Consider the following 12,896-nt stretch of genomic DNA (forward strand, 5'->3'; position numbering starts at 1 on the left):
GGGCAGTTAGATGCAGTACGGGTTGGGGATCGACCTCGGCACCACCCAGACCGCGGCCGCGGTGCAGGTGGACGGCCGGGTCGAGGTCGTGCGCCTGGGCGGGCGACGGGCCGAGATCCCGTCGCTGGTCTTCGTCAAGTCCGACGGCGGCCTGCTCATCGGCGAGGCCGCCGAACGCCGCGGCCAGGCCGAACCGGCCCGGCTGGCCCGCGAGTTCAAGCGGCGGATGGGCGACCCGGTGCCGATCCTGGTCGGCGGCACCCCGTTCTCGGCGCACGCACTCACCGCCAAGCTGCTGCGGCACGTGCTCGACACGGTCGCCGGGCTGCAGGACGGGCCACCGGCCGCGATCACCGTCACCCACCCGGCCAACTGGGGTCCCTACAAACGCGAACAGCTCGACCAGGCGATCAAGCTCGCCGACGCCGGCCCGGTGCAGTTGCGCAGCGAACCGGAAGCGGCGGCGCTGCAGCACGCCACCGCCCGGCGGATCGCCTCCGGCGAGACCGTCGCGGTGTACGACCTGGGCGGCGGCACCTTCGACGTCGCCGTGCTGCGCCGCGAGGGCGACGGGTTCGTGCTGCTCGGCGAGCCGGAAGGGGTCGAGCAGCTCGGCGGCATCGACTTCGACGAGGCGGTCTTCGGGCACGTCCTCGAGGTGCTCGGCGACAAGGCCCAGCTCGACCCGGGCGACCCGGAGGCGGTCTCGGCCCTGGCCCGGTTGCGGCGGGACTGCGTCGAGGCCAAGGAGTCGCTGTCCTTCGACACCGAGACGATGATCCCGGTGGCACTGCCCGGCCTGCACACCCGGGTGCGGCTCAACCGCTCCGAACTGGAATCGATGATCGCGCCGTCGCTGGCCGACACGATTTCCGCGACCCAGCGGGCACTGCGCGCGGCGGGCGTCGCTCCCGACCAGCTCAGCGCCTTCCTGCTGGCCGGCGGTTCGTCGCGGATCCCGCTGGTCGCCCAGCTGCTGTCGACGGAGTTCCAGCGGCCGGTCGTCGCCGACCCGCACCCCGAGCACAGCATCGCAATGGGCGCGGCGGTCGCCACGGCGGTGACGGTCGGTGGCGGCTCCCCGTTCTCGGCGGCCGTCCCGCCCCCGCGCCCGGCCGACCCGACCGGCGGCTATTCACCGGTGGCGGCGCCCCAGCGCGGCGGTGCCGCCGCGGCCGGCATGGCAGGTGCCGCGGCCGCAGCATCCTCGGCGGCACCTGGCCCGACCAGCGGAAGCCCAGCCGGCAGCCCGGCCTACGGCGGCGGAACCCCGGCCGGCGGCCAGCCGATCAGCAGCCCGCCCTACGGCGGCGCCCCGGTCGGCGGCACACGGGTTTCCGGGCCGCCCTACGGCGGTGGCGCGCCGACCGGCAACTCTCCAGCCGGCGGCCCGCCCTACGGCAGTAGCGCGCAAGCCAGCAGCCCGCCCATCAGCAGCCCGCCCTATGGTGGCGGCACGCCGACCGGCAACTCTCCAGCCGGCGGCCCGCCCTACGGCAGTGGCGCGCCGGCCAACGGCGCGCCCGGCGGGACGGTGGCTTTCTCGCGCGGCGCGGCGACGGTTCCCGGGAACGCGCCCACCTCCGGACCGGCCTACCAGGGTGCGGCCACGAGCACTGTGCCGCAGGCGGGCGCGGCCCCCATCTCCGGCGCCGGGGCGGTCGATGCCGCTTTCGGGGGCGGTGCTCCGGCCGTACCGCAGGAATCGCGGCCCTGGCCGCCGCCTCCCCTGCCCGGCGCGCCCAAGCGCAACCTCGGCAAGATCTTGATGGTTGCCGCCCTGGTCGTGGCCGTGCTGGCCGGCGGCACGACGGCCGGGCTGATTTTGATCAACAAGAACAACAAGGACAAGGACACAACCGGCGGCGCCCCGACGGCCACGACGGCGGCGGTGTCGCAGGCGGCCGTCGATCCCCTCGCGGTGCCGACCGACACCATGCTGATCCGGGTGGACACGCCCGGGTCCGCCTTCCCGGACAAGAACTCGAAGATCTACCAGTTCACGCCGGGCGAGGACACCCGCACGCCGCTGCCCGGCTCCGGGCCGGGTGACGTGCTGCCCAAGTGGTCGCACAAGCGGGACCAGATCGCGATCACCCACGTCAACGGCGACCACAGCTCGATCGACATCGTGAACGCGGACGGCGGCGACCGGCACGAGGTCGCCGACGACGCCGGTGGCCGGGTGGCGTGGTCGGCCGACGACTCGAAGCTCGCGTTCATGAAGAAGTTCGACGACGTCAACCAGATCGCCGTGCTCAACCTGCAGACCGGCGACGTCAAGCAGCTCACGTTCTCGAAGACGCTGAAGGACGACGCGATGTGGTCGCCCGACGGCAAGTCCATCCTGTACTGGCTGAACAAGGGCGGCACCAAGCAGATCTACGAGCTGAACGTGGCCAACCCGAAGGAGCCGGGACGGCAGGTCACCGGGCCGGACGTGGGGCCGGCCAACGACCCGGTCTACTCCCCCGACGGCAGCCAGGTGCTGTTCACCCGGGAGCTGGAGGGCGACAACCCGTCCGACATCTGGCAGGTCGGCATCGACGGGTCGAACCCGCACCGGGTCACCTCGAACCCCGCCCGGGAGATGGATCCGACCTGGTCACCGGACGGCAAGTGGTTCGCGTTCGTGCGCGGCGACTACGCCGAGCCGACCGTGGTGGTGCAGCGGCTGGACGGGACCGGCGAGAAGGTGCTGACCAAGAACGGTGCCCGCGAGGGTCATCCCTGCTGGTTCTGAACGAGGATCCCCTCGCAGCTGCGGGCCGCGGCCCGCGCCGCGGTCTTCAGCTCGCGCGGGGAGAACGGGTGCTCGGCGATGTTCTGCCAGCGCACCAGGGCTTCCTGCGCGGCCGCCGCGATCCGGCCGCCGGCCGCGTCGGAGGGAAGACCCAGGCGGCTGTACGCGGCCCCGCCGGCCCCGCCGAGCAGCAGGTCCATCTCGGCGAGCTGTTCGTCGGTGCCGGGCAGCCGGCCGGAGCGGAGCTGGTGCAGCAGGCGCAGCTCGACGAACTCATGGGCGCTGGCCCGGATGCGTTCGGCGTCGGCGGCCAGCGGCGAGCCGGGCGGAAGGCACTCGTCGAGAACAGCGAGGGCCGAGCGGGCCTTGAGGACCTCGCTGCGGCCGACGAACTGCGCGGCGAAGACCTCGCGGAGCCGGTCGATGCCGCTGTGGTCGGTGAGCGCCTTGGCCAGGGCGGCCGAGTCGGTGACCGATTTCTCGCGGATCAGCCGGATGGACAGCCGCACCCCGAAAAGACCGAGCCGTTGGAGTACGCGGGCCCGCTGCGCACCGGACGCGGCGAACCGGTCGGCCGTGAGCAGCAGCTCCACCACCTGATCCATCGGTTCAGCGGCGATGGCGGCGAGAATGCGGTACTCCTCCTCGCGCAGGGTCGCGCCGGCCGCCCCGAGCAGCCCGGCCACCGGCACGACGACCGGGCAGAGCCGGCGGAGCCGCTCGTCCGACGCGTACCGGGTGGCGACCCGGCCGGCCGCCTCCATCGCGTCGAGCCGGCACCCGCCGATCTCGTCGGCCCGGGACAGCACCCCGACCGCGTTGACCGGGGTGCCGCTGGACAGCCCGTCGCCGTGGAACGACTCGAGGAACCGGACGTCGCTGCCGTGCATGTGCCGCAGCAGGTAGATCACCGCGTCGGTCTGCGCGGCCCGCTCCCCCTCGGCCTCCAGGAACGCCATGGTCCGCAGCGACACGTCGGTGGACAGCGACGCGATGCCGGGCGTGTCGATCAGGGTGTGCTGCCGCAGCCGGCTGCTGGGCACCCGCACCTCGAGGTGTTCGACGTCCTCGGCCGGGCGGCCCAGTGAGATCTCGATGGCCCCGCCGCGGCGGGTGAACGGGCGCTGCTCGGCGGTGCCGTCGTTGAGGTAGGCGGTGACGGCGTAGGTGCGGCCGTCCGCGTACCAGGTGACGATGCGGGTGCACTCGCCCGCGTCGGTGGGTGCGAGCTCCTCACCGACCAGGGCATTGAGCAGGGTGGACTTACCCGCCTTCACCTTGCCGGCGATGGCCACTCGCAGCGGCTCGTCGACCCGCCGCCGGGCCTCGATGAGCCGCTGGTCCCGATCGAACGCGATGGCCTGATCCAGCAGCACGCGCACCTGGTCGAGGAGGCTCATGCGGCCAGCCGGTCCAGTCGGCGGCGCTGCTCGGCCAGCACGCCGGCCCGCTCGCGGCGCTGCTCGGGCGGAAGCTCGGCGATCTCCCGGACGGCCGCCGCGGTCGACGCGGCCGAGCGTTCCACGGCCTGGGCGCGGGCCGAGAACTCGTCGCGCAGGAACCGCTGGGTGCGCCGGGTCGCCTCACGGCAGTCCCGGCCGACGTGGAAGCCGACGTCATCGACGTACCGTCGCAGTTCTGCCTTTGCTTGAAGCCGGCGCTGTTGCACCTGGCGTTCCCGCTCGCTTTTGATCATCCGGCGACCGAGCGTCATGCCGGCCAGCAGCCCGAGCGGCGCCGCGAAGGCGAAGCTGAAGAACGTGCCCACCGCGCCGAGCATGTAGAACCCGCCGTAGGTGACCCGGGCCGCGGTGAACGCGCCCAGGAACTGCTGCAGGCCGGACTTCTGGAAACTCACGTCCAGCTCGTCGACCTTGCGCAGGGCCAACTCGGGGGCGGGCAGGTCGACGTCGAGGCTGTCGTACTCCAGGCCGAACCGCTCGGCCACGTCGTGCGCGAGCTGCTCGGTGCGGGTGACCAGCAGCATCAGATTGTCCACCGCCGCGGCCGCCGCCTCGCGCTGCGCCCACGCCTGGAAATCGCGCCAGGTCTCCCGCGGATCGGACTCGCCGAGCAGGTCCTCCCCGCGCCGCACCATGATCCGCAGGCGTTCCCGCAGGTCGTGCTCGACGTCGGCGCTCAGGTCCTGGATGCCGTCACCGAGCACGGTCTGCCACGAACCACCGGCCAGCCAGGCGCTGCGCTTCGACTTCTCCGCGTACCGCCGCACCACCTCGGGCGCCGCCTCCGGGGCCGCCGCCACCACCTGCTCGGCGTCGACCCGCTCGCGCAGCTGGGCGACCACGAACCGCAGCTCGGCCCGGGCCGCCACCAGCTTGTTCTCGGCCGCGGCGCCGAGCACGTCCCGGCGCAACAGCTCGACCAGCTTGGGAAAGCCGGACTCGTCGTTCAGCGCGGTGTCGTCCCGGGCCTGCGCCCGCATCCGCAGGAACGAGGAGACCGCCACGATCGGCACGTCCAACCCGGCCCGCTGCAGGTGACCCTGGTTGATCTCGACCATCCGGCGCCACTCCGGATAGAGGTCGGTCTTGGTGAGCACACAGAACGCGCGCGGGCACCGCTCCATCGCGCGCCGCAGGAACTCCACCTCGGGCGCGGTCAGCTCCTGCGCCGAGTCGGTCACGAACAGCGCCGCCCCGGCCAGCGCGAGCGCACCCAGCGTGAGGTTGCCCTGCGCCGAGTCGAGCCCACCCACCCCCGGCGTATCGATGATCGACAACCCGGCACCGAGCAGCCGCCGGTCCAGCCGCACCTCGACCGCCCGCACCCCGGCCTTGTCACCCTCGGCGATGTGCCGCGGCAACTCCTCGAACCCGACCGGCACCGACGCGAGCCCGCCGTCCTCCTGCGGCACCTGCAGGAACGCCTGCGGCGGCCGCCCGTAGCGCAGAATCGTCGGCACCGCGGTCACGATGTCCGAGTCGACCGGGCAGATGTCGGTGCGCACCAGGGCGTTGACCAGGGTGCTCTTGCCCTGTTTGAACTCCCCGACGACCGCGACGGTGGCGTCGTCGGCCCGCAGCCGCCCCACCGCCTCATCGAGCCGCTGCACCAGATCGGCGCGCTGCGCCGCTTCGGCCAGGGCGCGGGCGTCGGCAAGCTCGGCGAGCACGCCCGTGACCAACCGCCCTGCCCCCACTTTCATAACGCAATCCCGGCGTCCGAAACCCTACGCGCCCCGCTCACGGCCTGACCAGCGCGGCACGGTCCACGCGGGATTCGGAGCCGCGACAGCCCCGGATCGGTCACCCATCGGACACGTGCGAGCGACACCCTCCGCCACTACCATCGATGTTTCCCGGACCCTCCGCACGGCCCTCGCGGTACGGCACCCCGCGAGATCCGTGCGGAGCCTTCGCCGGGTTATCCACAGGGTCGCAGCGCGGATCAGGCGGATGCGGGAAAGTCTTCGGATGCGAGAGGTTCCGGGCCCGGAGGCGGGCGAGATCGACTGGGTGATCTTCGAACAGGCGGGGGTGCTGACCATCCCGCAGGCCGAACGTCTGCTCGGCGCGAGGACCGTGCGCAGTCATCTTCGCCAGCGCCGGTGGCGGCGCATCTGCCGCGGGGTGCTGCTCACCGAGAACGGGCAGCTCCGACGTGATCAACAGTTGTGGATCGCGGTGCTGGTCGCCGGCCATGGGGCCCGGCTCGCCGGCGCGGTCGCGGCGGCCGAAGGCGGGGTTCAGGGCCTTCGGACCGAGCCGATCGACGTGCTGGTCCCGGCTGAGCGCGGCCGCACCTCACGGCTTCCGAGCCTTCCGGCGGACATGCTGCGGGTCCGCGTACACCGGACGACGGTCCTGCCGCGCAAGCATCAGCAGGTGGGATTGCCTCCGCGAACGACCGTCGCGCGGGCCGTGGTCGACGGCGCCGCCTGGGCCGGCAGTGAGTACGAGGCGCGCGACCTCATCGCGCGCGCACATCAGCAGCGACGCGTCACCGTCGAGGAACTGGCCGTGGTACTCGCTGATCTTCCACGGATCCGCCGGCACCGCCGGATAAACCTGACCATCGCCGACCTTGCGGGTGGTGCCACCGCTCTGTCGGAAATCGATCTGATGGCGCTGTGCCGCAGACGCCGGATACCGGTGCCCGATCTTCAGCTCGCCCGGTCCGACGAGACCGGCCGCATCCGCTTCGTCGATGCCCACTGGACGGGCGCACGCCTTCTGGTCGAGGTCGACGGCAGCCACCACATGGAGGCTCGGCACTGGACCGCCGACATGCTCCGGCAGAACCAGATCTGGCTCGACGGCGAGCGCATACTCCGCTTTCCGGCCTCGCTGGTACGCTCCGACCCCGGCGCCGTCGCGGCCCAGATCCGCGCCGCCTTACGCGCACCGCAACATCAGCCCGGCACCGCCAAGCCGTAGTCCTGAGGATTTCGGCGGAAGCCTCGAGATCACGACTCGAGGAAGGTGGCGGAAACCCAACAGGCCACGCCGAAGTTGTCGAGTTACCTACGCGCCCGTGGCCGCATCTTTCCAAGATCCGAGCGCTCTCGCGAACGGCTGTCATGCGGGACGCTACGGTGCGCACAGCCCGGTCGACGTGCTAATTTGCTGCTGACGTGACGACGCTCGAGGAGGTGAGACCCATGAACTCTGTATCGCTGTGGGTGCTCCCCCTTTCCGTCACGGCCGGGCGATTGACGTAGGTGTCGCCGGGAGCGCCCTGCCAATCAGGCACTCCCGAAAGGCAATACCTGTGTTTGACGTGATCATTGCCGGGTGCGGGCCGACCGGTGCGATGCTGGCCGCTGAGCTGCGGCTGCATGACGTGCGGGTGCTCGTCCTGGAGAAGGACACCGCGCCCGCGTCGTTTGTTCGCATCGTCGGTCTGCATATTCGCAGTATTGAGCTGATGGCCATGCGTGGGCTGCTGGACCGCGTGCTCGAACACGGGCGGCGGCGGCCGGCCGGCAGCTACTTCGCCGCTATCGACAAACCCGCGCCCCCCGGCCTGGACTCGGCGTACGCCTATCTGCTGGGTATTCGGCAGCCGGTCATCGTTCGGCTGCTTGAGGAACACGCGATCGCACTCGGTGCGCAGGTCCGGCGGGGTGCCGCGGTGGCGGGGCTCGAGCAGGACGACGAAGGGGTGACCGTTCAGCTGGCCGGCGGGGAACGGCTGCGTTCGCGCTATCTCGTGGGGTGTGACGGTGCGCGCAGCGCGGTGCGCAAGCTGCTCGGGGTCGGCTTTCCCGGCGAGGCCGCGCGCAACGAGACCCTGATGGGCGAGATGGAAATGGGTGTGCCGGCGGAGGAGATCGCCGCCGGGGTGGCCGCCGCGGGTGAGACCGGCGGGCGGTTCTGGTTGCGGCCCGTGGGTGTCGGGGTCTACAGCGTCGTCGTTCCGGCCGCGGGGGTCAGCGACCGCTCGGAACCGCCCACGCTCGAGGATTTCCGGCAGCGACTGCGGGCCGTCGCCGGCACCGATTTCGGCGTGCACTCGCCGCGCTGGCTGTCCCGGTTCGGCGATGCCACCCGGCTGGCCGACCGTTATCGGGTCGGGCGGGTGCTGCTGGCCGGCGACGCGGCGCACATCCATCCCCCGATCGGCGGGCAGGGGCTCAACCTGGGCGTTCAGGATGCCTTCAACCTCGGCTGGAAGCTCGCCGCCCAGATCCGCGGCTGGGCGCCGGAGTCGCTGCTGGACACCTACCAGGCGGAGCGTCGCCCGGTCGCCGAGGACGTGCTGGACAACACCCGCGCCCAGACCGAACTGCTGTCCGCCGGGGCGGGGCCGCGGGCCGCGCGCCGGCTGCTCACCCGGCTGATGGACTTCGACGAGGTGAACCGCTACCTGCTGGAGAAGATCACCGGGATCGGCATCCGGTACGACTTCGGTGCGGGCCCGGACCTGCTCGGCCGCCGTCTGCCGGACATCGAGGTGAAGCCGGGCCGACTCTACGATCGGCTGCATCGTGGTCGTGGCCTGCTGCTGGACCGCACCGAACGCCTGACCGCGGGCGGCTGGTCGGACCGGGTCGATCACCTCGCGGATCCCACCGCGGCCCTCGATGTTCCGGCCCTCCTGCTGCGGCCGGACGGCCACGTCGCCTGGATCGGCGACGACCAGCATGGCCTGGACGAGCAACTGGCCCGCTGGTTCGGCTCGCCGACCGGGTGACGGCCGGCCAATAGGCCGGTAGCCGCCTGCGGCCGTGAGGGTGCAGGCGGCTTCGTTGCTCCCACGGGGCCGGGCCCATCCCGTACCGAATGATCGTGGTCCGGGAAGCTACTGACGAGTACATTTCGGCTTGTGACGCATGAGGTCTTCAACCAGCCGCCACCGCTGGTCGACTACGACGTGTCCGCCGACGCCGCGCTGCTGGCGGGGGTGGCGCGCGAGGGCGCACCGTGGGCGGTGGGTGATCTGCACCGGCTCGGCAAGCTCGCCGGGACCGAGGAGCCGCAGCGCTGGGCCGACGAGGCCAACCGGTACGAGCCGCGCCTGCTGACCCACGACCGCTACGGGCATCGTCTCGACGAGGTGGAGTTCCATCCGTCGTGGCACCGGCTGATGTCGGTGGCCGTGAGCGAAGGGCTGGCCGGTTCCGCCTGGGCCGACGACCGGCGCGGGGCGCACGTGGCCCGGGCGGCCGGACTTTTCGTGTGGTCGCAGGTGGAGGCGGGGCATTCGTGCCCGATCTCGATGACGTACGCGGTCGTCCCGGCCCTCCGGAACAATTCCGATTTGTCGGAAATGTTGGAGCCGCTGCTGGCCTCCCGCGACTATGACCCGGGGCTGCGGACGCCGGCCACCAAGCGCGGCCTGCTCGCGGGGATGGGTATGACCGAGAAGCAGGGCGGCTCGGATGTGCGCGCGAATTCAACCACCGCGACGCCGGGCGGCGACGGGACCTGGCGGCTTCGCGGGCACAAATGGTTCACCAGCGCGCCTATGTGCGATTTGTTCCTCGTGCTCGCGCAGGCTCCTGCCGGCTTGTCGTGTTTCATGGTCCCCCGGGTCCTGCCGGACGGCTCGCGGAACGTCTTCCGTATCCAGCGCCTCAAGGACAAACTCGGCAACCGCAGCAACGCCAGCTCCGAACCCGAGTTCGACGACACCGTCGCCTGGCTGGTCGGCGAGGAGGGCCGCGGCGTCCGCACCATCATCGAGATGGTCGCGATGACCCGCCTCGACTGCGTGACCGGCTCGGCGTCCGGCATGCGCGCCGCCCTCAGCCAGGCCATCCACCACACCCGGCACCGCAGCGCCTTCGGCCGGCGGCTGGCCGACCAGCCCGCCATGACCAACGTCCTGGCCGACCTGGCCCTCGAGTCCGAGGCCGCCACCGTCCTGGCGATGCGGCTGGCCGGCGCGGTCGACCGCGGCGAACAGCAGTTCAAGCGCCTGGCCATCGCGGTCGGCAAGTTCTGGGTGTGCAAGCGGCAGCCGGTCGTGGTCGGTGAGGCCCTCGAATGCCTCGGCGGCAACGGCTACGTCGAGGACTCCGGGCTGCCCCGCCTCTACCGGGACGCCCCGCTCAACTCGATCTGGGAGGGCTCCGGCAACGTGCAGGCTCTCGACGTGCTCCGCACGCTGCACCGCGAGCCGGACAGTCTGGAGGCCCTGCTCGCCGAGGTGACCGGCGTCGACCGGCGCATCGACCGGGCCGTCACCGAGCTGCGGAAGATCCCGGCCGACGAGGGAAACGCCCGCCGGGTGGTCGAGCGGATGGCCCTGGTGCTGCAGGCGTCGCTGGTGGTGCGGCACTCCCCGCCCGAGGTCGCCGACGCCTTCTGCGCCACCCGGCTCGACGGCGACTGGGGCCACGCGTTCGGCACCCTGCCCGCATCGGTGAACGCCGCCGCCCTGGTGGACCGAGCGGCACCCGCTTAGCAACCAGGCTTGACTCATCCGGCCGGTCGGCCTGTCGATCTCGCAGGCCGTGAGGGCTTGGTGGGCGTGGCTGACGGTCGGGGTGCTGGTCTCCCTCGGCTATCCGCTGCTGCCCGAGGGCAGTGTCCGGTCCACCGTCGTGTACAACGGCGTCGGCTTCGTCTCCGTCCTGATGATCGTCGCCGGGGTGCGGCGCAACCGGCCGCCCAACACCGGATCCTGGTACCTGTTCGCCGCCGGCGTGCTCACGTTCGTCGCCGCCGACGTGATGTACGAGGTGAGCGGCCTCGTCCTGGGCGACCACCCGTACCCGTACTGGGACGACGCCCTCTACTTTCTCGCCTATCCGATGCTGTGGGCCGGCCTGCTCGGCGCCTCCCGGGGCCGCCGCCGCTACGACCGGCCCCGCGACCTGGCCGGTGCGATCGACGCCGCCGTGATCGCGGTCGGGGTGGGCCTGGTCTACTGGGTGTTCATCATCCAGCCGGCCCTCGCCGACCACGGCACCCCGATGCTGACCCGCCTGGTCACCGTCGCCTACCCGACGTTCGACGTGCTGATGTGCACGGTCGTCACCCGGATGCTGACCCGCACCGGCAGCCGCAGCCCGAGCGTCCTGCTGCTGGCCACCGGCTGCCTGTTCAACCTGGGCTGCGACGTTGTCTGGACGCTGACCGAGTCGTTCTCGGAGTACTCCGGCGGCGTCATCAACTCCGGCTTCCTGCTCGGCTACGTGGCCTGGTCCGCCGCCGCGCTGCACCCCTCGGTGCACCCCAGCCAGACGGCCATCGGCCCGGGCGGAAACGACTTCGGCCGCGGCCGCCTCACCCTGCTCGCCGCCTGCACGCTGCTGGTCCCGGCCGTCCTGTTCATCCAGGGTGTCCGCCGCGACGAGATCGACTGGATGGCCGTGGGCATCGGCGCGGTCGCGCTGTTCCTGCTGGTGCTGGCCCGGGTGGCCGGGTTCGCCGGACAGGTCCGCGAGCAGTCCGTCAAGCTCGAGGACCTCGCCATGCGCGACGAGCTGACCGGGCTGGCCAACCGCCGGCTCTTCGAACAGGCGGTCCGGCTCGCCGTCGCCGTCGGCGACGTCCAGGTCTGCCTGCTCGACCTCAACGACTTCAAGACCGTCAACGACCTGTACGGGCACACCATCGGCGACCGCCTGCTCGTCGCGGTGGCCGGGCGTCTGCAGGGCGCGCTGCGCGACCAGGACGTGGTGGCGAGGATGGGCGGCGACGAGTTCGCCGTGCTGATGCCCGGCGCCGGGGTCGAGGACGGCGACGCGGTCTGCCGCCGGCTCGCCGAGGCGCTGCGCGAGCCGGTCTCGGTCGGCGGCCACGAACTGCTGGTCGCGGCCACCTTCGGCGTCGCCGACACGGCCGGCACCGACGACCCGATCGAGCTGCTGCGCCGGGCCGACGTCGCGATGTACGCGGCGAAGGAGGGCGGCAGCCGCCAGCACCGGCGCTACTCCGCCGATCTGGACGACCGCGCCGGCGAGGCGGCGCTCCTCGGCGTGGAGATGCGTACGGGCATGGACACCGGCCAGTTCCGGATGGTCTACCAGCCGATCGTGGCGCTCCCCGAGGGCAACACCCGCTACGTCGAGTCGCTGGTCCGCTGGCAGCACCCGGAGCGCGGGTTCGTCAGCCCCGCCGAGTTCGTGCCGGTCGCCGAGCAGAACGGCCTCATCGTCGAGCTCGGCGAGTGGATCCTGCGGACCGCCTGCGCCCAGTTCGTGGTGTGGCGCGACCAGCACGGCGTGCACGCACCCCAGCGGATCAGCGTGAACGTGTCGGCCCGCCAGCTCAACGAGCCCGGCTTCGCCGCGGTGGTCGCCGAAGTCCTCGAATGCTCCGGGATGCCGGCCGACCACCTGATCGTCGAGGTCACCGAGACCGCGGTCTTCGGCGGCGGCACGGCGGTGCAGGCGGTCAAGGACCTCAGTGCCCTGGGCGTACGGATCGCCCTGGACGATTTCGGCACCGGGCACTCGTCGCTGGGCCTGCTGCAGACCGTGCCGGTGGACGTGCTCAAGGTGGACAAGTCGTTCGTCGACAACCTCACCATGGCCGGCCGGCACGCGGTGATCGCGACCGCGCTCATCCAGGTCAGCAACGGTCTCGGGCTGACCGCGGTGGCCGAGGGCGTGGAGACCGCCGAGCAGGCGGCCGAGCTGCACCGGCTCGGCTATCAATACGCCCAGGGCTTCCATTTCGGCCAACCCGCGGCGGAACCGGACTTCCACCGTACGGCGGTAGCGGTGGTCTAGGGTGCC

At 71.8% G+C, this 12,896-nt stretch carries 7 protein-coding genes; 5 read left to right on the plus strand and 2 right to left on the minus strand.

Annotated elements, in window-relative coordinates; genetic code table 11:
• The first annotated feature begins 10 nt into the window (after positions 1 to 10).
• Positions 11 to 2,743: an Hsp70 family protein gene (locus tag Ato02nite_RS28595; RefSeq protein WP_213009743.1), complete on the plus strand. Its 2,733-nt coding sequence runs from the start codon at positions 11 to 13 to the stop codon at positions 2,741 to 2,743.
• Here Ato02nite_RS28595 and Ato02nite_RS28600 read toward each other — a convergent pair.
• Together Ato02nite_RS28600 and Ato02nite_RS28605 are read right to left on the minus strand one after the other, a co-directional pair.
• Complete coding sequence (locus Ato02nite_RS28600) at positions 2,725 to 4,143, minus strand: dynamin family protein (protein WP_213009744.1); 1,419 nt, start codon at positions 4,141 to 4,143, stop codon at positions 2,725 to 2,727. The genes Ato02nite_RS28595 and Ato02nite_RS28600 overlap by 19 nt on opposite strands.
• Complete coding sequence (locus Ato02nite_RS28605; protein ID WP_213009745.1) at positions 4,140 to 5,909, minus strand: dynamin family protein; 1,770 nt, start codon at positions 5,907 to 5,909, stop codon at positions 4,140 to 4,142. The genes Ato02nite_RS28600 and Ato02nite_RS28605 overlap by 4 nt, the downstream gene beginning before the upstream one ends.
• Before the next feature lie 331 nt (positions 5,910 to 6,240).
• On the opposite strand from Ato02nite_RS28605, the gene Ato02nite_RS28610 reads away from it, so the two are divergent.
• The 4 genes from Ato02nite_RS28610 (at position 6,241) to Ato02nite_RS28625 (ending at position 12,890) form a co-directional block, all read left to right on the plus strand.
• Entirely contained in the window at positions 6,241 to 7,140 is a 900-nt protein-coding gene (locus Ato02nite_RS28610) for an endonuclease domain-containing protein (RefSeq protein WP_246607494.1), read from the plus strand.
• 334 nt (positions 7,141 to 7,474) lie between these two features.
• Positions 7,475 to 8,899: an FAD-dependent monooxygenase gene (locus Ato02nite_RS28615; RefSeq protein WP_213009747.1), complete on the plus strand. Its 1,425-nt coding sequence runs from the start codon at positions 7,475 to 7,477 to the stop codon at positions 8,897 to 8,899.
• A gap of 132 nt (positions 8,900 to 9,031) precedes the next feature.
• Positions 9,032 to 10,615, plus strand: a complete 1,584-nt coding sequence (locus Ato02nite_RS28620) for an acyl-CoA dehydrogenase family protein (RefSeq protein ID WP_213009748.1) — start codon at positions 9,032 to 9,034, stop codon at positions 10,613 to 10,615.
• 49 nt (positions 10,616 to 10,664) lie between these two features.
• A complete protein-coding gene (locus Ato02nite_RS28625) occupies positions 10,665 to 12,890 on the plus strand; it encodes a putative bifunctional diguanylate cyclase/phosphodiesterase (RefSeq protein ID WP_246607496.1) in 2,226 nt (741 codons plus the stop codon).
• Positions 12,891 to 12,896: the final 6 nt, after the last annotated feature.

Origin of the sequence: Paractinoplanes toevensis, assembly GCF_018332695.1 — a bacterium.
Classification (GTDB): Bacteria; Actinomycetota; Actinomycetes; order Mycobacteriales; family Micromonosporaceae; genus Actinoplanes; species Actinoplanes toevensis.